The sequence below is a fragment of the Vibrio sp. 10N.261.55.A10 genome (genome assembly GCF_041470825.1).
Taxonomy (GTDB): Bacteria; Pseudomonadota; Gammaproteobacteria; order Enterobacterales; family Vibrionaceae; genus Vibrio; species Vibrio crassostreae_C.
This window is the reverse complement of sequence record NZ_JBFRNC010000028.1, coordinates 39,865-62,058: the sequence shown is the minus strand read 5'-3', so window position 1 is coordinate 62,058 and position 22,194 is coordinate 39,865. Positions and strand designations below refer to the sequence as shown.

The window sequence follows — 22,194 nt, the reverse complement described above, 5'->3', positions numbered from 1 at the left end:
TATTTTAAATAGGGGTCAATGCTCACTGTCTATTTGAACGAACTTTAAGGTGGCGATTCAGGGACTATGGTTGAACTCTGCTTTGACTCAGCTACGCAAAATGGCGTGAACATCGATTAAACGCCATTTTGCTCGGTTATCCGCTAGTTAAGAACGGTATAGCCTCGGTTGATCATACAGTTACGATTCACTTGAAACTTCTGCTGCTCAGATAGCTCGGCGGATTGTCTTTTTTGAGCACCGTGCTTTAAAGCGCCGCTGATAATACCGATGCCAGCACCAATTTTTGCACCATCATGACCACTCCCGCCAGAGACGGCTCCACCAACCGCACCCAGCGCTGCACCCTTAGCGGTTGAACCGACAATATCGCTGCCAAGAGAATCGACCTCTTCAGGCTTCACTTGTTGAGCGTATTGCTCACATTCATACAGATCGGCGTGATACTGTGTTTCATCAACACCTTTAGTATCGACAATGATTTGATTAGCAAATACTGAACTTGATGCTACAAGCAATATCGCTGCGATTGGAGATAATGGAAATTTCACAATATAGACCTCTAGAGTATTCATTGCATTGTTAAAGTGACGTGTAGTTCTCGATGAAATCAAGGCGACGATCGGTGTACTCACCAGAATCCAACATCTTAGATAACCCGCGAAGCGTGTTGTAAGGCTGAGAAACGGCCACCATGTTAATGAGCCAATACGGAATATCGCCACCTGGATCACTCAATACTCGATAAGAGATATGGGTGGTGTTTTCGTCGATTGGTGTCAGGATCCAACTCGCCTCTAATTCAGCCACTCTGATGATTTTTTTATTATTGTTTGGCAGGTAATCAGGCCTACCATGCTGACCAATGGTGACAACCATCGTCTCTGGATCTTGAGTGATGACGTTCTCTACGATAGCTTCACGATCGGCAACTGGCCAAGGTGCCTTGGTATAGGTTTTGGTGATCGTGTGCGCCGCACTAAAATGCTCTATTTCTTCCATGTCATCGATGTTTTCTACCCATTGCGTGCCAACAGAGGTATCGATAAAGAGTGCGATAATAGAAGTGAGGGACGCGTTGATGTCGCCTTCTGCTCGAAATTCTTTAAAGTGACTGCCTTCAATTTTACGGTTATAAACCTCGATGCCTTTTTTATCGCGTGCCAGTGACCAGCCATCGGTGTCTGATGCAAACACCGAAACTGAACAAGCAAGAAGAAGCAAAGTAATAATCTTATTCATCATGTTAATGAGCGCCCTTTCCAGCTGATTTTATTGGTTTTAGATAAGCGGTAACTGTTCAGCACGAGTAGGCTTTGAACACAAATACCGAAGGGTACGGTTAACGCAAATTTTGCGGGAACAAACAGTTCCTTAACCAAAATGAAGTAGGTGACGATCGACACCAATAGCATCACAGAGCTGACAATGAGCGAATAAGCATGAATGGCAGACATGTCACTGATGAAGGCGTTCGCCGATACCAGCATCAAAAGCGGTCCCGCCCATGCGATGATGTTGGCTTTGATGAAGACTTTTAAAGCTTGTGCTTGCGATTGACAATTCACAATAAGATTCATGTTTTTGGAAAAGCCAGCCCAGATTGAGTTGAAGTCTGAATACATGTGCGTACTCATTAGTTTGTCTGCAAATGCCCAGAAAATCTTAAATCCATTGACCTTCATGACTTTTGCAAAGGCGATGTCTTCCGATATCGCGTTTGCTACTGCGGCGTGTCCACCGACTGCGTCGTAGGATTTTCGGGTAAACAACATCGCCTGACCGTTAGCAATCGCTTCTTCCTTAGTCATGTCGTTCGAGTTTTTAAAGTTCATATAAGATGCGATCGATAGAAAGATGCCCGGCAAGGTCGCTTTTTCTGCCACAGACGCAAAAGTTTGTTTTGGATTAAACGATAAGAGATCAGTTTTTTGTTGGATAGCAAAGTCGATAACGCTCTGTAGCATCGCGGGTGCTGAATCGGTATCTGCATCAATGAAATACACATATTCACCGCTCGCGTTGAGTGCGCCAGCCATACATGCATTGCTCTTACCAAGCCATCCGGTCGGTAACGTTCTACCTGAAATACAGCGCGCGTTAACGTCGAACTTACTGATCAATGCTTCTACTTTTGCACGGGTTGAGTCAGTAGAAAAGTCATCAACAACAATGACTTCAAACTTGTCTTTTGGGTAGCTCTGCTTCAATAGAGAGCCAAGGCTGATTTCAATATTGTCTTCTTCATTTCGCGCAGGAATAATGACGGAAACAGTCGGCCACTCAGTTCTTTTGAACGATATTTTAGGTTCAATGTGAATACGATGGCGCTCTAAGTTCGCAAGTGTGATTAGAAACTTGACGGTAACGATGCAAAGCAAGGTCGTAATAATAGCTAAAATCATAATGACTGTGGTCGGAATAAAGTGATGGAGAGACAGGAAAGAATATAGTGGAGTGTGACCTAACGCACATCTTGTATGTAGGACTTAACCCTTCAAACTGGAATGCGCTTCTGTTAGCGTTTGCCTTGGAAAGATGTGAAACAGTGACTGACAGGCGGTAAAATAAGCATTGTATTCACCAGCGACTCTAGCGATATAATCGAACCCAGAACCGTTACTCAAGATAACGAATGATCATAATCCAATAATAGGTACGCCCGACATGCCCCAACAAAACATCAAATTTATCGCGACTGATATGGATGGCACCTTACTCGATGAGCATGGAAAGCTCGACCCAGAGTTTTTCAATCTTTATGAGCGCTTAGAAGCGCAAGATATTATTTTTGCTGCCGCGTCTGGCCGCCAGTATTACAGCTTGCTAGAAACATTTTCCCCGCTTAAAGATCGCATGATGTTTATTGCTGAAAACGGCACATTAGTGATGCACAAAGGCCAAGAACTTTACAGCTGCTTGCTTGATACCGATGCCATTAAAGAGATCATTAAAGAAGCTCGAGCTATTGAAGGCGCGCATGTGGTGCTATGCGGTAAGAAATCGGCATACATCGAAACCAAAGATGAGCGTGCTCTGGCGGAGATCTCTAAGTACTACCATCGCCGTGAGCAAGTAGAAGACTTACTGGCGGTAGAAGACGATTTCATCAAGGTGGCTATCTGTCACTTCGACGGTTCACAAGAGAAAGTGAACCCAACTATTGATGCCAAATTCGGTGAGAACTACCAAGTGGTTGTAAGCGCAAAAATTTGGTTAGATGTGATGAACGCTGAAGCGTCAAAAGGTGCGGCGATTAAACATCTACAGAACACATTAGGTTTCACTTACGAGCAGACCATGAGCTTTGGTGATTACCTAAATGACTTGGAAATGCTTAAAGAGAGCTACCACTCTTACGCGATGGAAAACGCGCATCCAAAGTTAAAAGAGATCGCGCGTTTTGGCGCGCCAAGTAACGTTGACGCGGGTGTGTTCCAAGTACTTGAGAAGTTGCTAGCGTAACGCTCTTAAGCTAGATTCGATTTTTATCAAAGCCAACTCGTGAAAATGAGTTGGCTTTTTTGTTGGCTGCTGTTGTATTGAGTTAAATTTGAACGAGTGTTCAGCTTGTTGTAGTCTAACCAGAAAGATGGGTATTCACTTTGAATTGGATACGCCTTAGTAACGATATTTGGAATGATTATGAGCAAGAAACTTCAACTTGATATTATTTCTGACGTAATGTGCCCGTGGTGCGTAGTCGGTTACAAAAACTTAGAGCTAGCCGTTGCGGAACTTGGTTTAGAAGACCAGATTGAACTTGAATGGCAGCCGTTTGAGCTTAACCCTGACATGCCGCAAGAGGGCGAAAACCTGCGTGCCCATATCATGAGAAAATACGGTTCTAGCGCAGAAGAGAGCCAACGTTCACGAGAACAGCTTTCGGCTCGCGGCCAAGCGGTTGGTTTCGATTTCAATTTCTATGACAGTATGAGAATGGTCAATTCACGTCATCTACATGTACTTCTCGATTTTGCACTAGCGCACGGCAAACAGACTGAGTTAAAGCTACGCTTCTTTGCTGCTCACTTCACAGAGCAAAAAGACCTGTCCGATCTTGAAGTCATTGCACAAGAGCTTGAAGCGGTTGGCTTAGACTCAACGAAGGCACTGAAGCGCCTAAAGAACACCGACAACTTGAAGCAAATTGAAGCGCAAGAGTTTGAATGGCAACGCATGGGGATCTCTGCGGTTCCTACTGTGGTGTTCAACCGTAAGAGTGCAGTAACGGGCGCGCAGACGGTAGAAACCTACAAGCAGATTCTTCAAGAGCTTATTGCTGAATCATAAACGGATCATTGCTATCAATTAGAGTCTGAATTTCATGGAATCACTGTCACTCGCTCAAGCGCAAAAACTGGTATTGCTTTCGCAAAAGCTGCCGCCTAAGAAGTTGCCACCTAAAAAGCAACGCAATGGGGGCGCTTTGGCGAACACGTTGTCTGCGATTGAAAACCTTGGCTATGTGCAAATTGATACCATCTCTGTGATTCAGCGAGCTCACCACCACACGCTTTGGAATCGCAATCAAGATTACCAACTGAACCATCTTGATAAGCTGTTAGAGCGTCGAGAAGTATTTGAGTATTGGTCGCATGCCGCCGCGTATTTACCCATGCGTGACTTCCGATTCAGCCTACACCGCAAGAATGGCTTTGCGAGCGGTAAGCTCAAGCATTGGTATAAAAAGGATGACGCACTGATGGCTCATGTTCTCAAACGTATTGAGAATGAAGGGCCGTTGATGGCGAAAGATTTTGAAGGGGATAGGCCAAACCCCGGCGGTTGGGGCGGTAAACCGGCCAAGCAAGCATTAGAAACATTGTTCATGCAAGGCGACTTAATGGTGCCAAGCCGAGTTAACTTTCATAAGGTGTATGACCTAACCGAGCGAGTTTTACCGAGCGGAATTGATACCTCTGAGCCGACAGAACAAGAGTACATCGAGCATCTCATAAAGCGTTACTTAGAGGCTAACGGAGTTGGAATAGCGTCGGAAATGAGCTACCTACTCAAGAACACAAAGCCTTTGATTCAGAGAGCACTCCAACAGATGCTTGAAGATAAGCAGGTTCTGAAAGTAGATATTCAAGGCTCTGATTACTATGTCCTGCCAGGTGCTTTTGAACTGCTGAATCAACCTCTTTCCAGAACCAAGCTTAAGATACTGTCTCCGTTTGATAACCTGCTGATTCAACGAAAGCGAATGCAATCATTGTTCAACTTTGATTACCTCCTAGAATGCTATGTTCCAGAGGCCAAGCGTCAGTTTGGTTATTTTAGCTTACCGATTCTGTGGCAAGGTGAGCTGGTGGCACGAATGGATTGCAAGGTCGACAGGAAGAGTGGTTTGCTCAATATCCGTAACTTGGTTGTGGAAGAGCGAATTAAAAACCATGAGTCGTTGGTTCATGCTTTATGCGATGAACTAAAACACTTCATGGTGTTCAACCAATGTGATGAGATGATCGTCCATAACACCACGCCCTCTGATCTTGGCAAGCGCTTGATGAGCCAATGGCAAACAGTCTAGCGGTCTTTGTTGTTTAGAAAGCGCTTAGTTACTCAGCAAACGCAGCTAACAAGAACTCGACAAAGGTTCTGTTCTTCAACGACAGTTGCTTGGTTTTGTAGAGCAAGTGAATCGGCTTTGGTAACGGCGCCATGCCGGGTAGGATTTCCAACAGCGCTCCACGATCAATCTCTTCTGCGACTAAGATAGTCGGTTGCAACAACACGCCCACACCCTGCAGGGCGGCATACCGCAACACATCACCATTATTCGACATCAAGCGCACACGTTCTTTATTCGGTGTGGCGTGAGGAGCTTGGCTGCTGTAACTGAATCCAAGCGATGGGTGTTGTGCCAAGTCTTCCAATACTCTGATTTCAGCATGTTGGTTTAGGTAAGCGGGCGCCGCGCAGTAACACATCTCATAATCCCCTAAATACCTTGCGACCAAGCTTGAATCGGATAGGTCACCAATTCGCACAATCAGGTCAATGTCAGATGAATAAGGATCAACAAGGTCATTATTCAACATCAGCTCAACGTTAATGGTTGGGTGATGCGCGAGAAACTTAGCTACGATAGGGGCGAGTACCTTGTTTCCATAGGTGACAGGGCAGTTGATTTTTACCGTGCCTTGTGGTTGATTTTCCAAGGTCTGAATCAGGTTCTCTGCATTGCTGATGTCTTCGAGAATTCGCTTACACTCACGATAGTAAAGTTGTCCTGAATCGGTTAACGATTGCTTACGCGTGGTGCGGTGGATCAGCTGAGACTTCAAACTGGCTTCTAAGGAATGGACATGTTTGCTTATCATAGTCGCCGACAGGTTGAAGTGGTTTGCGGCGCTGCGAAAGCTACCTTGTTCCACCACATAGACGAAGACTTTCATGCTGGTTAACTTATCCATTGAACACTCTTGGTTGATAAACAATAAACAAAAGGTGAGTTTATCAATTATTAGGGGTTAATTATATTAATGGCAAACCGATAATTAACTAAAATAAGAGTGTGCAATGCCTCAAACGAATGAAACTATCTTTGTTACTGCCGAACTTAAGATCAAAACCAACATAGAACGAGCAGCTGCGCTCGAAGCTATCGAACAGTTTTGTTTAGACATGCAAAGCGAACCGGGCTGCCTACAAGCAATTGCAACCTATGATCAAAGCCAAAGCGATCGTGTGATCTTGCTTGAGCAATACGTAAACCGCGAGGCGATCAATCAGCACTTTGTGATGCCTCATACCCAAGCGTTTATTGAGCGTGATATTACCGAGTTGGTTCAAGCATTCGAAACGCAACGTGGGCCTATCAAAGCACAAGAGCAGGAGATCTAAGACATGAAATGGGGAATCCTAGGAACCAGCTTTATCTCAGGCGTAATGGCGGATGCGATTAAAGGCGATGCTCAAAGTGAGCTGTATGCTGTTGCTGGACGCACAGAGAAAACACTCAATGAGTTTGCTGCCCAATACCAGCCAACACGAACCTTCAACAACTATGAAGCCTTGATTGAAGATGAGTCGGTCGACATTATCTACATTGCTCTACCAAACCACGTTCATCATGAGTATGTGATTAAAGCGGCTCAAAAAGGCAAAGCGATCTTGTGTGAGAAGTCTTTGTCGGTAGATATGGAAAAAACCGAGCAAGCTTTACTAGCCGTGAAAGAAGCGGGCGTATTCTTTGCTGAAGGTTTGATGTATTTAAACCATCCACTTATCACCAAGCTTCATCAAGAACTGGCAACTGGTGAGATTGGCGAAGTGCGTTCAATTCAAGGTTCCTACGTTGCGGCGATTGATCAGTTCGTGAATCCTGCGAGCAAAGGCGCGCTATACAACCTTGGCTGTTACCCAATGTCGCTGATTCACTCTGTCGCGCAACACCAGTTTGGTGAGAGTGTGTTTGATGACGTGCAGATTTCAGCCATTGGCCGACGTGGTCAAGATGGTAACATCTGCGAGTCATCGGCAATGATGCGTTTCAACGAGCGTTTTACCGCGCAAATCCACACCGCAGAAGACCACGGCTTAAAGCATGGTTTTACGATTATAGGTAGTAAAGGCTGCATCACACTCGACACCAACCCATGGCTACCGACCGAAGAAAATACGTGTACGGTAGAGATCTATGAAACGTCGAAACGTGAAGTGAAAGTCGAAGCGCAAGGCGATGGCTTCCATTATCAAGTGCGTAATATTCGCCAAGCGGTTGAGCGAGGTGACACACAACTTGCTGCGCCAATGGCAACTCATCAAGACTCTCGCGTAATCATGAAGTTATTAACTGATTGGGAACAAGCGGCGAGCTAATGTTTTAGTAAATTCTATACTCGTCTCATGTTTGATCGCCTCGTAAGCTATCAAACATGAGGCGTTTCCTCTATATCTTCCAGTCGACTCTCCCCAATAAATACTTTGCATTTGAAACCGCCACAGTGTCCAATATCAGCTAGTACGAAACTGACCGAAAAACCTTATTTTTTAAGGTGTTAAATAGGACCTTTGCCGCATGCGTAAATCAGATAAGAAAATCGAGAATCAAATCAGAGACGTGTTAACTGACGTTTGTGAAGACACGCTGAAAGGCTTCGATGGTTTTTTATGGGTGACTCACTCGGTCAACTTCTCATCTTTTCCGCAAAGTTTGAAAATTGTCTGTGTATTCGATACCAATCAGGATAGAACGAACTTCTTAAGTGGCGAAGGTCAACAGAGTGTCTCAGGGGCTATTCAACAAGCGTTCAATCAAGTTGGAATTCAACTGAAGAATATCGATAAGCATGTTAGCTACGATACGCAAGAAAATTGCGATCGCGACCATCAAGGGAAGTGGAACAAGAGGCTTTAAGGAGCGTTGTCATCGTTCTTGTTTAGACAGCCTATCCAAATTGAGTTTCAATAGTGTGGCGCTCAAACTGAGATTCGATACAGCAAATCCAAGTCCTATTCTGAGTTCTAGGCTCTGATAACTTCTCATCTTCCAAACCGTATTATTCTCATTTTGAGAAAATCTGAGCTGATTTCTCGTTAGCCGGAGATACTTGGTTTCCAAATAAAATTAAAATCACAAAAACTTATATTTTCCTTAATGCATTGATTTTGAATCGGCATTTGCTCGTTTTACTTGCCACCGATGAAACAAGACAGACGAGCACTTGAACAATAGAGCCATGTAGTCGATACTTTTTTCGTATTTTGATTCCTAAATTGACACGTAAGTTGGCTGACTTTTCGTTTTGTGATTTAAGGCATGACAGTATCGATTAGGAAATTTGAATCATGAAAACCTACATTTCTGGGCTGCTCGCACTCATACCGTCATGTTTAATCGCTGGTTACGCTTTTGCTGTTGGTACAGCGGTTGTGATGCCAGGGCAACATGAAGTTGGTGTTGATCTTTTGGGCTCCCCACTATCTACGAATGCCGTCATTGATTGGGAAATTTCCAACAGTGATATTGTGTTCGGAGCTTATGCCGACAAAGCCGACAATGAGCGGGCCACGACAATTGGTTATATGTACAACCAAGTCATGGCGATGAACTCGGGTTGGTTGGAGAACGATCTCCGTAACCAAGCTGAGTTAGAAGGCCTCAATTTCGAAGACTATTTCCTGCACTTTTCTGAAGATACTGTCATTGCCGAAGTTGATAAAACTCATGGTGAAAAGACCCTTTTAAACCGAAAACCTATGATCTTGGGTTATACAGCCAGTGAAGACCATGCTGGTTTTTGGTTGTATCAAGAGCCTCCGTGGGATGCCGATGTGTTTGAGAATTTCGAACAGGGTGGGGCTTTGTATGTCTATCATGCTGAACAGTTCGAACGGCTGACCTTTAAGTTCTCACAGTTTGCTGGCAGCGGTGAATTTTGGATTGAATACCCAACTGCTATTGATTCTCAGGGTAGGGTTTCACAATGGGAAAGGCTTGATGTAAAGAAAGACAAAACGCTCAATATGACCAAAAACCAATCGGTGATCTGGAACCTTCCGGATAACTGGTTAAGAGCTACAACTCATGATGGGAGCGGTGCGAGTTATGGCGGCGGCCAGTATTTTGGTTCAACCTTTTTGAGAGATGGTGGGCGCTTATACGTTGTGAGAGTTCGTTGGCAAAGTGAGAATGCCGACGACAGGCCGCGTTTAAAAGAAGTAAAACTCAAAAACAGTTTTCCAACCGTCAAGTTAACCGATGCTCCGACTTCAACCCCGGACCGCAATGCTATCAGCCAATGGCGAAAAATCCGTGGTTTTGATGTGTCTGCAGATCTAGATGGTGATAACTACTTGTCGCCAAGCGAGTATCGAAATCGAACCAATAAGAACGCGACAGCACGTTTTCGTTGGGAATCAAGAGTGGTGCCATTTGGTCGAATGTGGAGCGCTAACTCATCTTGGTCGCTAACGAACGTCGCAAACGCGGATTATCTATCTGCTATTCATCGCTACTACAAGCAAAGCTGGGCAAGACAAGGTTTGAATGGTGCGTACAACGACGACACAAATAAACTCATTGGCTCGAACCAGTTCTATGTTCACTCTGGCGGGCATGTTCAAGAGTTAGGAGCTGTTGCGGGTTCGAATCAAGCGGATGATCTCTACAAGCAACAATTTTCAGCGTTTCTCAAAAATCTTTCTGCTTTAGAAAGTGATGCGTCGATTGGGTTGAATATCGGAACCGCGAACTTACTGGGTCGAAATGGACAGTCTCATCTTAGCGAGGCGGGCTCTCTGTATTTACGCGAGCACTACATTTTTCCGTCTACTGGGTTTAGTGGTTACTCGGGGATCTCAAAATTCTGGGATAATTCTGCGCTCGCCTACAATGGGCAAAGTGTTATTTTTCAGGCGACAACGCGTTATGGGCGAGTTCAGTATCTTGGAAATAGTGAAGATAATTGGAAGCAAGACCAATACTCGACCCTAGCGATCTACCACCTCAATCGACACGCTCAACATAGCTACTTTAATCAGTGGAACAATGGTTACGTCTATGGAAGTGGCAATACGACGGCTGACACTTTCTGGCAAAGTGGTGTCCCTAAAAACATCGCCTACCAACCCAGTTCGTTATTGGCCGTTGACTTGGGAGAGCCGAGTCATCAAATCCCACATGGCTTTGCGCCGATTCCTTTGATGCTTTCGACAACGACACCTCAGCCTGCTGACTACACCATCGTTGGCGATTCCTCGATGAACGAAATGGTGCATGCTGATCTGCCCAATGGTATCACTCACGTTCTACCGACGTTCACGTACTTTATGTATCAATCTGAAAATCAGGTGGTTGCTGGTGGCCCTGAGGACATGGTGTTAGCGAGAGAGTTCAGCAATGGTCGTGTGTTGTATCGCACGGATTTCCACGGTAAGAATCCGAGCTTTTATGACGCGGCAAAACTCACCATCGCGCTGGATGTTCCAATGAAACCTGTTGATGCTAACGGTAACGTTGGTGACTATGTGAGTGAAATAGAAATTGGCGGTTATGAAGGGCTGTTCTTACTTTATTAGAACTAATGCGAGTGAGCACTCTCGAACCAGAGCAGACTAGAGCTTAGGTTCGGGATATGAGCTTATTCTTTTTACACTGCTTAAATTCTTTGGCGATCCACGATTGCTCGTTTAAACCATTGTCGATTAGAGCAAAAAGGTAGCCATCGACTTTGCTTGAAGCCGCAGGATATTCTTGAAAAGCGTGCTTAGGGTAGCCGGGGTAATCTGTCTCGTATTGAGCGTCTAACTGCTTACCGAGTTGACGCCATTTTACGAATAACTCAGAAGAAGACGTCTCAACCTTATATTGCCCCAAAATGCGTTGGTGATGGGTTAACGCCACTTTAGCGCAGTGGTTGGTCTGTACGACTTTTTGTATCAATTCAACTTGTTCTTCACTCATGGTTTTCGCCAGTACATTCTCTTGTTCGATGCGCGCCATTCGCTCACCAAACGTTTCAGCATGGATGGGAAACACAAAAGTAAGCGGTAAAGCCAATACCAAAAGACGCTTGTAGAACATAACCAAACTCGTTAGAAGGATTCGCGGCTATTATGCCGCCCGCCGCCAATATTATTAATGAATATAAACGCTTAATTGTAAGAATTATTTTTGTCGAGTAGATAAACAGATGATTTTGGAGTGGTGGTATTCAGGCTCTGAATGTTTGGTTGGTGAGCCTGAAATTTGATGAGGGATCCGTTACGAATTAATGACCTTGATGCCTTTGTCTTGAAGCTCATCAATCACACTACTCGAAAGATCAATGTCGGTGATCACGCCATCAAGCGCACTTAAATCTAAGGCGTGGAAAGTAGCGATACGTCCGTATTTGGTTGAGTCTGAAATCAGATAGTTTGAATGAGCTGCTTGAACAATGGCTTGTTTGACTAATACCTTATTTTCACAAGGTGTCGAGAGCCCTTTTAGATTCCAAGATGAAGAAGAGATAAACGCAATATCAATATTCATCCCTGCCAAGAACTCAGCTACTTTTCCCCCAATACTCGATTGATTTTCACGGTCAATCTTGCCACCAGTATGGTAAATCTCAGATTGTGTGCTGTTCATTAGGTATGCGGCAATCGCGAAGTCATTGGTGATGATAAGCAGATCATCTCGCCCTGCAAGTTGGTGAGCGATCTCCAAAGAGGTTGTTCCAGCGTCTAAGTAGATAGTCGAATACTCAGGAACCAATTGAGCAGCTAGTTGACCTATTTGAGCTTTTTCGCTTGCTTGCTGTTCTACCTTGATGTCGTGTGACAATTCGCTGTGAAGTGCTTTAGTCAGCTGAACGCCACCCGAAACTGAAATCACTTTCCCTGATGTCTCTAGCTTTACGATATCTCGACGAATAGTCATATGAGACACCTCTAAGTGCTCAACAAGCTCAGAAATACTGATCACTTCTTGGTGTGATAATAGTGACAAAATGGTTCTCTGACGTTCCGCTGGAATCATGATTCTTCTTCTATGTTCTTATTTTTCATCATCCTATCAATCTTTGGTTGTTTTGTGAATATCTGTGAATATCTGTTGTGAAATAGCAATTAGAACTGTGATTGCTGCCGAAATTACCCTTATCTAATGCCTCTAAAGGGTTAAATTACTCATTAATGTTAACTTTTGTTAAATGTGTGACTTGTCACTAAGTCGCATTCGATTGCTTCACATATAATCACAAACATAAACAAGAATTAACAAATCTAGAATTCAATAATTACGTGAAAGGCATCTTGCTATGAAAGAAGTTCAATCTGTTGGTGTTATCGGTTTAGGTTCTATGGGCATGGGCGCAGCGAAGTCATGCGTGCGTGCAGGCCTTGATGTATATGGTTTCGATTTGAATCCGCAAGCGCTTGAAAACTTGGGTGAATATGGCGCAAAAGCGGTCTCTACAAGCGCGGTTGAGTTTGCCGACAAACTTGATTCAGTTTTGGTATTGGTTGTGAATGCAGCTCAAGTTAACACGGTACTGTTTAAGACTGGTCTTGCGGCGGCACTGAGACCTAACACGCCAGTTATGGTCTCGGCAACGATCTCAGCAGAAGACGCGAAACAAATCGAAGCTCAGCTTGCTGAACATGATCTTGTGATGCTGGATGCGCCAGTGTCCGGCGGTGCAGTAAAAGCAGAAGCGGGTGAAATGACGATTATGGCTTCAGGTGCGGTGACCACATTTGAAGCACTGGCTCCGGTACTTGATGCAACTGCAGCTAAAGTCTACAACATCGGCGAGACCATTGGCCTTGGTGCGACCGTTAAGATTATCCACCAGTTACTAGCAGGTGTTCATATTGCTGCGGGCGCTGAAGCGATGGCACTAGCCGCACGCGCAAACATTCCGCTTGATTTGATGTACGACGTTGTTACGAATGCAGCGGGCAACTCTTGGATGTTCGAGAACCGCATGAAGCACGTAGTCGATGGTGATTACTCTCCAAAATCTATGGTTGATATCTTTGTGAAGGATTTGAACTTGGTATCAGATACCGCTCAAAACCTGAAATTCCCACTCCCATTATCAAGTGCTGCACTGAACATGTTCGTTAGCGCGAGTAATGCTGGATTTGGTCAAGAAGACGACAGTGCAGTGATAAAAGTCTTCCAAGGTATTGACCTGCCGGGTGTAAACACGTCAAAGGCGGAGAAATAATCATGTTATTAGGTGTTATTGCAGACGACTTTACAGGTGCAACAGACATTGCTGGTTTCTTGGTTGAAAACGGTATGCGCACTGTTCAACTGAATGGGATTCCAACGGGAGAGTTTGACACATCAGCAGATGCTGTGGTGATCAGCCTTAAATCTCGCTCTTGCCCAGTTGACCAAGCGGTGACGGATTCGGTTACTGCGCTTAAATGGCTTCAATCTCAAGGTTGCCAACAGTTTTACTTTAAATACTGCTCAACGTTCGACAGTACCGCTGAGGGCAATATTGGTCACGTAACAGATGCACTTTTGGCGGAACTTGGAGAATCTTTCACTATGGTTTGCCCTGCATTGCCAGTAAATGGTCGCACGGTTTACAACGGTCACTTGTTTGTTTTTGGTGAGTTGCTCAGTGATTCAGGTATGCGTAATCACCCTGTTACACCAATGACGGATTCAAGTGTGGTTCGAATGATGGACGCACAATCAGAAGGTGTTTCCGGTTTAGTTAACTTTCAAACGATTGAACAGGGCGCTGATGCGGTTACCGCTCGTTTTAACGAACTCAAAGCTCAAGGTAGTCGCTACGCCGTGGTAGACGCATTTAATGCAGAGCACTTGGTGACGTTAGGTCAAGCGGCTAAATCTCTGAAGCTAATCACAGGTGGCTCAGGCCTAGCTGCTGGTATCGCTAAAAATTGGACAGGACATCTTGCTGACCAAAGTGATGCAAAACATGCCGGTAGCCCAGTCAAAGCACCAACCGTTGTGTTCTCTGGTTCTTGTTCAGTGATGACTAACCAACAAGTTGCGGTATACAAGCAGCTTGCTCCTCACTTTGCTATCGATGTGAAGGCTTGCTTAACCAATGATCAATACGCCAATGATGTGTTCGATTGGGTGATGACCAATAACCAAGGCGAGTTTGCTCCTTTGGTTTATGCAACCGCAGATGCCGCCGCACTGAAAGCCATTCAAGAAGAATACGGCGCACAAGCTTCAAGCCACGCCGTTGAACAGTTTTTTAGTCAACTCGCTATCAAACTGCACCAACATGGTGTGAAAAACTTCATTGTTGCTGGTGGTGAAACATCAGGCGTAGTGACGCAAAGTCTAGCCGTGAAAGGTTCTCATATTGGCCCTCAAATCGCACCAGGTGTGCCTTGGGTTAAATCGGTCGAAGGTGAGCTATCACTAGCGCTAAAATCGGGCAATTTTGGTGATAAAAACTTCTTCGCTAAAGCTCAATCATTCTTTTCATAAGCGAGATTCAAATGAGTAAAGTTTTGATGAACGAGCAGCAGTTAAGAGAGCAAATGGTCACGCTCGCTCGTTCAATGTTCGAACGAGGTTACGCCACTGGTGGTGCAGGTAACCTGTCTATCAAATTACCTAATGGGCATTTTCTAGCAACACCAACAGGCTCTTCATTTGGTCGCCTTGTCGCTGAGGAATTGTCGGTTGTTGATATCGATGGCAACCACATCTCAGGTAAGAAGCCTTCTAAAGAAGCGGCATTCCACTTAGCGATTTATAGAAATAATGCAGAATGCAATGCGATTGTTCATTTGCATTCTACTTACCTTACCGCGTTGTCTTGCCTTGAAGGGTTGGATCGTAATAACGCGATTAAGGCTTTCACACCGTATTTCGTGATGCGAATTGGTGAGTTACCAGTGATTCCTTACCTACGTCCGGGTGACCCACAAATCGCTGAAGAGTTGGCAAAACGAGCAGGTGATTATCGAGCATTTTTGTTAGCAAACCACGGCCCAGTAGTAACAGGCACTGACTTTGTTGATGCCGTTGATAACGCTGAAGAGCTAGAAGAGACCGCCAAATTAGCATTCTTATTGAAAGGGAATGATATCCGTTACCTAACGGACGAAGAAGTGATGGATTTAAAAGGGAGAGGCAAATAATGGCTAAGTTCGCAGCAAACTTAACGATGTTATTCACAGAAGTACCATTTCTAGAGCGTTTTGAAAAAGCACACCAAGCCGGTTTCAAAGCTGTTGAATACCTATTCCCTTATGCATTTGAGGCCGAAGAGCTTGCAGCAAAAATGCAGAGATTTGGTTTTGAACAGGTGCTGTTCAACCTGCCTCCAGGTGATTGGGACGCAGGCGAACGTGGCTTTGCAGCGATTCCTGGCCGTGAAGATGAGTTTAAAGCCAGTGTTGATACCGCACTTATGTACGCCAAAGCGCTGAACTGCAAGAAAGTTCACGCGATGTCGGGTCTGCATGATGCGAAGTTCACGAGACAGCAACACGTTGAAACCTTTATCTCAAATATTCGTTTTGCCGCAGATAAGTTTGCTGAGCATAACATCGAATTGATGATTGAACCGCTAAATAGCCGTGATGTTCCTAATTACTTTGTTGCTCATCAACGTGACGCTGTCGAACTGATTAAGTTGGTCGATAGGCCAAATGTAAAGCTGCAACTCGACCTTTATCACGCGCAAATCATGGATGGTGATTTAAGTACTTTGATTCATGAGGTTGCTGCTTATACCAGTCATATCCAAATTGCTTCTGTACCAGAAAGGCATGAACCATCGGAAGGCGAACTGAACTACTCACACTTGTTTAGTGTTTTGGATGATTCAGGTTACCAAGGTTGGATTGGTTGTGAATATAACCCAAGAGGCACGACAGAAGAGGGGCTTGGCTGGGTAAAAAGTTATTTATAGCGCGGTGTGAATGGCGTTTATATGTAACGAACCATAAAAGTAAAAGCTGATTTAGATAACACGGCTTACAGGTAAGCCAACACATAACGATAAAGTGCAATAGGTGATCCCGATATCACCTATATGCACCACCCTACAATTTTCATAAAAATGAAGAAAGAGACAAAAGGAATATAAAAATGGATGGAGCACTGATAGGCATCGTAATTGGCATCTTAGCCATGATGGGTATGATTATTAAAACGAGAATCCCAGTCGCACTTGCTATGGTTATTGCAAGTATCATCATGGGTCTTTTTGCGGGTATGGCGCCAACAGAGTTGATTGATGCAATTAAAGCTGGTTTTGGTGGCGTGCTTGGTGGTATTGGTTTGATCATCGCATTCGGCGTTATCATGGGCGCGTGTTTCGAACGCTCTGGAGCCGCTGTTCGAATGGCAAAAACGTTTGTAAAGCTGTGTGGTAAAGGTCGTGAAGACTTAGCACTAGGTTTTACAGGGGTGCTTGTCGCCATCCCAGTTTTCTGTGACTCTGCGTACATCATTTTGCATTCTCTTGTTCGCGCAATTTCACGTGATACGGGTAAGTCAGCGGTTGGCCTTGGTGTAACTCTAGCGCTTGGCTTGCTTATCACTCACGCACTTGTGCCACCAACACCGGGTCCAGTTGCTGTGGCTGGAATTCTGGGTGTAGATCTAGGTGAATACATGTTATGGGGTTTGATGGTTTCTATCCCTATGATGCTTCTTTCTATGATTTATATTCGCCGAGTAGGTAACGAGTACTACCGCGTACCAAACGGTGAGACATGGATTACTAACCAAGCTGATTGGGCAAACCTTGAGAAAGTAAAAGAAACAGATGACAGAGAGCTACCAAGTAACTTTTTATCATTCGGTCCAATTCTGCTGCCAATCGCATTCATCCTAATCAACACGCTTGTTGGTCAAGGTGACACTGCAGTGCACAACGTTATTTCGTTGATTGGTAACCCAGTGGTTGCTGTTGGTATCGGTGTTCTTATGGCGCTATACGGTCTTACTCGTCATATTGAGCGCAAAGACATGGTTAGCTCTATGGATGATGCTCTGTCTACTACAGGTCTAATTCTTGTGGTAACTGGCTGTGGTGGCGCAATGGGTGCAGTACTTAAAGCATCAGGTGCTGGCCCTCAAGTAGCCGAAGCTATCGCGAGCAGCGGTATTCCACCTCTACTTGTACCACTAGCAATTGCTTCAATGCTTCGTCTAATCCAAGGTTCAGCAACGGCATCAATGATGGTTGCAGCAACGATGACGCTGCCATTGGTTGAAACGTTAGGTCTAGACCCAGTATTCGTAGCACTTGCATGTGCGGTAGGTCCGGTTGGCTTCTCTCATTTGAACGATTCATACTTCCACATCATTAACCGTACGTTAGGTATTACTGAACTTGCTGATCAAATTAAGATCTGGTCTGTGTCTTCAACTATCGCATGGGCGATTGGTGCAAGCATCATCATGATTCTAAACTTAGTGTTTGGTAAAGGCGGTACGTTGATCGACCCACTGATTCCAATTGCGGTTCTAGGTGCTGTATTCGTGTGGCTAAAAAGCAAAGAGAAATCACAAGTAAAGACAGCCGTTACTAACTAATACTACTTACCTTTATATGCTGCCCCTATTAAGTGATTAGCTTGCTGATCTTCAATAGGGGCATTTTTGGATCGGGCACTCATCAAAATTACTAATCTTTTGGATCTCTCAGTATGAAAATTGTTATTGCACCAGACTCGTTTAAAGAATCTCTATCGGCTGTATCTGTGGCGGCGTGTATTGAAAAGGGCTTTCGTGAAATCTTCCCAGACGCTGAATACGTAACATTGCCTTTGGCTGATGGTGGTGAAGGGACTGTGGATGTATTGCTCCAAGGGCTTGTTGGTGAAAAGCGACATAGGCAAGTCGAAGGGCCGTTAGGGCAACAAGTTAATGCTGAATGGGCGATGCTTGAGTCATCCAATAGCAACCCGAACAAAACGGCACTGGTTGAAATTGCTGCTGCATCGGGTTTGGACTTGTTGAAACCAGAGCAGCGTGATCCATTGATTGCTTCTTCATTCGGAACGGGGCAATTGATTTTGGAGGCGATAGAGCAGGGCGCTCAAACGATTATTCTTGGATTGGGTGGCAGTGCAACTAATGATGGCGGTGCAGGTATTGTTCAAGCATTAGGTGGGACACTGTTAGATAATGCAGGGCAAGAGCTTAACCGAGGTGGCGTTGCACTAGCTGATTTATCATCGATTGATCTTACTGGTTTAGATTCACGCTATGCTGATATCGAGTTAATTGTGGCGTGCGATGTCGATAATCCGTTGTGTGGTGATAACGGTGCTAGCCATATATTCGGCCCACAAAAAGGCGCAAGCCCAGAACAAGTTGTGATGCTTGATAAGGCGCTTGAGAATTTTGCTCAAGTAGTTGAATCGCAAGGTTGTGTTCGTGGGGATGATCCCGTTCACAAGCGTACTGGTTATGGCGCGGCTGGTGGTGCTCCAATGGGGCTTGGTTTGTTGTTTAACATGCAGATTAAACCGGGTATTGAGATGGTGCTTGATGTTTTGCAAGCCGATGAAGTATTGAAAGGCGCAGATCTTGTGATTACCGGTGAAGGGCAAATGGACAATCAAACTCTGCAAGGAAAAACACCTTATGGCATTGCCAAACGTGCGAGCTTACAGGGCATTCCAACCATAGGAATTGCCGGATCTTTAGGCACCGAAGTAGAAGCGCTTTACGGCGAAATGAGCAGCTTGTTTGGAACTGTAAGATCGCCACAAACTTTAGAAAAAGTATTACAAGAGGCGGAGCTTAACTTAACAAGAACGGCAAGAAATATCGCAGCGACTTTACGGTTAGGTCACAAAATATCTCAAAAATAGTGGCTTCTACGAGGTAGGCTGCGCCTAGCTTTGGTTTTCTGCGTGTTGTAAGTTCATGATTATTATATTGTAAATATTATTGTCAATATTGAATGATTATGATTATGATTTAGATCATTAATTTGATAGGTTTTATCCATGATAACGATAAATACAAACGATTATATTTTACTTTAGCCCAGGCGTATTCTATATCCTTAATTACTGCGTGGTTTTGTGTGATGAATAGCCACCATTCAGAAGTAAAGATGCAACAAAGATGGTGCATCTAAAAGGTAATAAGGAATAGATGATGAGTAAAAAATTAACTACAGCTGCGGGTTGTCCTGTTGCTCATAACCAGAATGTCCAAACTGCGGGTAAACGCGGTCCTCAACTTCTTCAAGATGTTTGGTTTTTAGAAAAAATGGCGCATTTTGATCGTGAGGTGATTCCAGAGCGTCGTATGCACGCGAAAGGTTCAGGGGCTTACGGCACTTTCACTGTGACTCACGATATTACTCAATACACCAAAGCTAAACTATTCTCTGAAATCGGTAAAAAGACGGATCTGTTTGCACGATTTACAACGGTAGCGGGCGAACGTGGCGCAGCGGACGCGGAGCGTGATATTCGCGGTTTCGCGTTGAAGTTTTATACTGAAGAAGGCAACTGGGATATGGTGGGTAACAACACGCCAGTATTCTTCCTTCGTGATCCTCTTAAGTTCCCAGACTTAAACCACGCCGTTAAACGTGACCCTCGCACTAACATGCGCAGCGCGAAGAACAACTGGGATTTCTGGACTTCTTTACCTGAAGCACTTCACCAAATTACTATCGTGATGAGTGATCGCGGTATCCCTGCGACTTACCGCCACATGCATGGTTTCGGCAGTCACACGTTCAGCTTCATCAATGCTGACAACGAACGTTTCTGGGTTAAATTCCACTTCAAATCTCAGCAAGGTATTAAGAACTTGTCTGACGAAGAAGCGGCACAAGTGATCGGTGATGATCGTGAAAGCCACCAACGCGATTTGCTAGACAGCATCGATAACCAAGATTTCCCGAAATGGACGTTGAAAGTTCAAATTATGCCAGAAGCTGATGCGGCAACGGTTCCTTACAACCCATTCGACTTAACTAAGATTTGGCCTCACGCTGATTACCCATTAATTGAAGTGGGCGAATTTGAGCTAAACCGTAACCCACAAAACTTCTTCGCTGAAGTTGAGCAGTCAGCATTCAACCCGGCGAACGTGGTTCCAGGTATCAGCTTCTCGCCAGACAAGATGCTACAAGGCCGTCTGTTTGCTTACGGCGATGCACAACGTTACCGTTTGGGTGTTAACCATCAGCACATTCCAGTGAATGCTCCTCGTTGCCCAGTACACAGCTACCACCGTGATGGCGCGATGCGTGTCGATGGTAACTTCGGTGGCACACTAGGTTATGAGCCAAACAACGAAGGTCAGTGGGCAGAGCAGCCAGATTTCGCTGAACCAGCACTGAACCTAGATGGCGCAGCAGCACACTGGGATCACCGCGAAGATGAAGATTACTTCTCGCAACCGGGTGACTTGTTCCGCCTAATGACACCAGAGAAGCAAGCGATTCTGTTTGATAACACTGCTCGTAACCTAGGCGGCGTACCAAAAGAGATTCAATTGCGTCACCTAAGACACTGTTACAAAGCTGACCCTGCATACGGTGAAGGCATTGGTAAACTGCTTGAAATCGATGAGAGCGAATTTAAGTCGTAATCAATCATCTTGATTCGTTAATTGAAAGGCCGTTGAGTGAATTACTCGATGGCCTTTTTTGATCTCGCTGAATATCAAGCAACCCTAAGCCATTGAAAAATTTAATAATCCACATTGATAGTTTTTACCTATCGAATTGATAAATCTATCCCATTATCTTTGTAAGAGTGATGGGATTATTCTACGACTATCAGTTTATAAAGTAGAAGAGTTTGAGATGAATAAGAGCGCATTAATCGTTGAAGGTGGAGCAATGAGAGGTATTTTTGCTGCCGGAGTTTTAGACGCCTTCATGCAAGACGATTTCCGTCCTTATGATTTTGCCATCGGCGTATCTGCAGGTGTGTCGAATCTGGTTGGCTACTTATCTCATGCACCAAAACGCAGTTATGATGTGATCACCACGATGGCGACGGATAAAACTTTCTTTAATCCTGCTCGCTTTGCCAAAGGCGGTAACTTGGTAGATGTTAAATGGTTATGGAACGAATCCAATCAACGTTATCCGCTCGATTGTGGTGAGTTGTTTTCAAGTATCCCACTCATTGCTGCTGTCACAAATGTCGATACGGGCAGTGCAGACTACTACCATATTAAGCCAGAAAACCTTTCTAACGTGGTGGAAGCGACCACCGCTTTACCTATCGCTTACCGTGAAACTCCGTGTTTCTCTGGTGGCTGTTATACCGATGGCGGTGTAGCCGATTCGATTCCGGTTCGTGAAGCATATCGCCGTGGCGCACGCGATATTACCGTGATTCTGTCTCACCCATTGAGCTACCGAATGAAGCCTCAAAAGCACCAATGGATGCTGAAGAAACTATTAAAGAAATTCCCAAATATTGCTGAATCGATGGCGGTGCGTGCTGAAAACTACAACCAGTCTCTGGAGTTCATTCGTAACCCACCCAAAGATGCGACCATTAAAGTGATAGCGCCGCCAGAAGCGTTCGCAGTAAAGCGTTTAACTATGGATCAAAGTACTCTTAATGCAGGTTATGAGATGGGCATTAAAGCGGGTGAAGAGCACCTTGCCATTCGAAAAGGCGTGTATGGTTTAGACACCGAAGATTGTCATTTCTGCGTCTAGGAACGGTTTTAGAATACTGAATAAACGACGAAGCCACGCTGTTCACTTCAGAATAGCGTGGCTTTGTATCTGTAGA

General features: G+C 44.7%; 21 protein-coding genes. 15 read left to right on the top strand and 6 right to left on the bottom strand.

What is annotated here, in order from left to right:
* Positions 1 to 143: 143 nt before the first annotated feature.
* Genes AB4274_RS08585 through AB4274_RS08575 form a run of 3 tightly spaced genes read right to left on the bottom strand, consistent with a single transcriptional unit; the run spans position 144 to position 2,405 of the window.
* Entirely contained in the window at positions 144 to 551 is a 408-nt protein-coding gene (locus AB4274_RS08585; protein ID WP_372111717.1) for a glycine zipper family protein, read from the bottom strand.
* 31 nt (positions 552 to 582) lie between these two features.
* Entirely contained in the window at positions 583 to 1,245 is a 663-nt protein-coding gene (locus AB4274_RS08580; protein ID WP_017069715.1) for an START domain-containing protein, read from the bottom strand.
* Positions 1,242 to 2,405 (bottom strand): glycosyltransferase family 2 protein, encoded by a 1,164-nt coding sequence (locus AB4274_RS08575; protein WP_017064013.1) that lies wholly within the window; start codon positions 2,403 to 2,405, stop codon positions 1,242 to 1,244. The genes AB4274_RS08580 and AB4274_RS08575 overlap by 4 nt, the downstream gene beginning before the upstream one ends.
* Positions 2,406 to 2,667: 262 nt before the next feature.
* Here AB4274_RS08575 and AB4274_RS08570 point away from each other — a divergent pair, with 262 nt between their 5' ends.
* The 3 genes from AB4274_RS08570 to AB4274_RS08560 all read left to right on the top strand — a co-directional run bounded on the left by AB4274_RS08570 (position 2,668) and on the right by AB4274_RS08560 (position 5,536).
* Positions 2,668 to 3,465, top strand: coding sequence for a Cof-type HAD-IIB family hydrolase (locus AB4274_RS08570; RefSeq protein WP_017069716.1), 798 nt, complete (start codon positions 2,668 to 2,670; stop codon positions 3,463 to 3,465).
* A 180-nt stretch (positions 3,466 to 3,645) separates the two neighbouring features.
* Positions 3,646 to 4,293 (top strand): DsbA family oxidoreductase, encoded by a 648-nt coding sequence (locus AB4274_RS08565; protein ID WP_017060931.1) that lies wholly within the window; start codon positions 3,646 to 3,648, stop codon positions 4,291 to 4,293.
* A 34-nt stretch (positions 4,294 to 4,327) separates the two neighbouring features.
* Positions 4,328 to 5,536: a winged helix-turn-helix domain-containing protein gene (locus AB4274_RS08560; protein ID WP_372101102.1), complete on the top strand. Its 1,209-nt coding sequence runs from the start codon at positions 4,328 to 4,330 to the stop codon at positions 5,534 to 5,536.
* Positions 5,537 to 5,564: 28 nt separating this feature from the next.
* Here AB4274_RS08560 and AB4274_RS08555 read toward each other — a convergent pair whose 3' ends face one another.
* Positions 5,565 to 6,422 (bottom strand): LysR substrate-binding domain-containing protein, encoded by an 858-nt coding sequence (locus tag AB4274_RS08555; protein ID WP_017069718.1) that lies wholly within the window; start codon positions 6,420 to 6,422, stop codon positions 5,565 to 5,567.
* Positions 6,423 to 6,528: 106 nt separating this feature from the next.
* On the opposite strand from AB4274_RS08555, the gene AB4274_RS08550 reads away from it, so the two are divergent.
* The 4 genes from AB4274_RS08550 to AB4274_RS08535 all read left to right on the top strand — a co-directional run bounded on the left by AB4274_RS08550 (position 6,529) and on the right by AB4274_RS08535 (position 11,031).
* A complete protein-coding gene (locus AB4274_RS08550; protein WP_229648088.1) occupies positions 6,529 to 6,852 on the top strand; it encodes a putative quinol monooxygenase in 324 nt (107 codons plus the stop codon).
* Between the two features lie 3 nt (positions 6,853 to 6,855).
* Positions 6,856 to 7,830, top strand: coding sequence for a Gfo/Idh/MocA family protein (locus tag AB4274_RS08545; protein ID WP_372111714.1), 975 nt, complete (start codon positions 6,856 to 6,858; stop codon positions 7,828 to 7,830).
* Between the two features lie 199 nt (positions 7,831 to 8,029).
* Positions 8,030 to 8,368, top strand: coding sequence for a hypothetical protein (locus AB4274_RS08540; protein WP_017060926.1), 339 nt, complete (start codon positions 8,030 to 8,032; stop codon positions 8,366 to 8,368).
* Positions 8,369 to 8,799: 431 nt separating this feature from the next.
* Positions 8,800 to 11,031: a hypothetical protein gene (locus AB4274_RS08535; RefSeq protein ID WP_372111712.1), complete on the top strand. Its 2,232-nt coding sequence runs from the start codon at positions 8,800 to 8,802 to the stop codon at positions 11,029 to 11,031.
* A 43-nt stretch (positions 11,032 to 11,074) separates the two neighbouring features.
* Here the strand turns inward: AB4274_RS08535 and AB4274_RS08530 are convergent, their stop codons facing one another.
* Together AB4274_RS08530 and AB4274_RS08525 are read right to left on the bottom strand one after the other, a co-directional pair.
* Positions 11,075 to 11,536 (bottom strand): hypothetical protein, encoded by a 462-nt coding sequence (locus tag AB4274_RS08530; RefSeq protein WP_017060924.1) that lies wholly within the window; start codon positions 11,534 to 11,536, stop codon positions 11,075 to 11,077.
* A 180-nt stretch (positions 11,537 to 11,716) separates the two neighbouring features.
* On the bottom strand, positions 11,717 to 12,475 hold the full coding sequence (locus AB4274_RS08525; RefSeq protein WP_017072299.1) for a DeoR/GlpR family DNA-binding transcription regulator: 759 nt from the start codon (positions 12,473 to 12,475) through the stop codon (positions 11,717 to 11,719).
* Positions 12,476 to 12,755: 280 nt separating this feature from the next.
* Between AB4274_RS08525 and ltnD the strand changes: the two genes are divergently transcribed.
* From ltnD to AB4274_RS08485, 8 genes are all read left to right on the top strand, one after another.
* Positions 12,756 to 13,670, top strand: a complete 915-nt coding sequence (ltnD, locus tag AB4274_RS08520; RefSeq protein WP_017072298.1) for an L-threonate dehydrogenase — start codon at positions 12,756 to 12,758, stop codon at positions 13,668 to 13,670.
* 2 nt (positions 13,671 to 13,672) lie between these two features.
* A complete protein-coding gene (gene otnK, locus AB4274_RS08515) occupies positions 13,673 to 14,929 on the top strand; it encodes a 3-oxo-tetronate kinase (protein WP_372111709.1) in 1,257 nt (418 codons plus the stop codon).
* Between the two features lie 11 nt (positions 14,930 to 14,940).
* The gene (locus AB4274_RS08510; protein ID WP_171349682.1) at positions 14,941 to 15,588 is read left to right on the top strand and encodes an aldolase; all 648 of its coding nucleotides are present in this window, start codon (positions 14,941 to 14,943) and stop codon (positions 15,586 to 15,588) included.
* Positions 15,588 to 16,364: a 2-oxo-tetronate isomerase gene (gene otnI, locus AB4274_RS08505; protein ID WP_372111706.1), complete on the top strand. Its 777-nt coding sequence runs from the start codon at positions 15,588 to 15,590 to the stop codon at positions 16,362 to 16,364. The genes AB4274_RS08510 and otnI overlap by 1 nt, the downstream gene beginning before the upstream one ends.
* A gap of 179 nt (positions 16,365 to 16,543) precedes the next feature.
* Entirely contained in the window at positions 16,544 to 17,998 is a 1,455-nt protein-coding gene (locus tag AB4274_RS08500; RefSeq protein WP_372111704.1) for a GntP family permease, read from the top strand.
* Between the two features lie 113 nt (positions 17,999 to 18,111).
* Complete coding sequence (locus AB4274_RS08495) at positions 18,112 to 19,284, top strand: glycerate kinase (protein ID WP_372111702.1); 1,173 nt, start codon at positions 18,112 to 18,114, stop codon at positions 19,282 to 19,284.
* A gap of 292 nt (positions 19,285 to 19,576) precedes the next feature.
* Positions 19,577 to 21,028, top strand: coding sequence for a catalase (locus tag AB4274_RS08490; RefSeq protein ID WP_372111699.1), 1,452 nt, complete (start codon positions 19,577 to 19,579; stop codon positions 21,026 to 21,028).
* Positions 21,029 to 21,245: 217 nt separating this feature from the next.
* Positions 21,246 to 22,118, top strand: coding sequence for a patatin family protein (locus tag AB4274_RS08485; protein WP_017063996.1), 873 nt, complete (start codon positions 21,246 to 21,248; stop codon positions 22,116 to 22,118).
* Positions 22,119 to 22,194 lie beyond the last annotated feature (76 nt).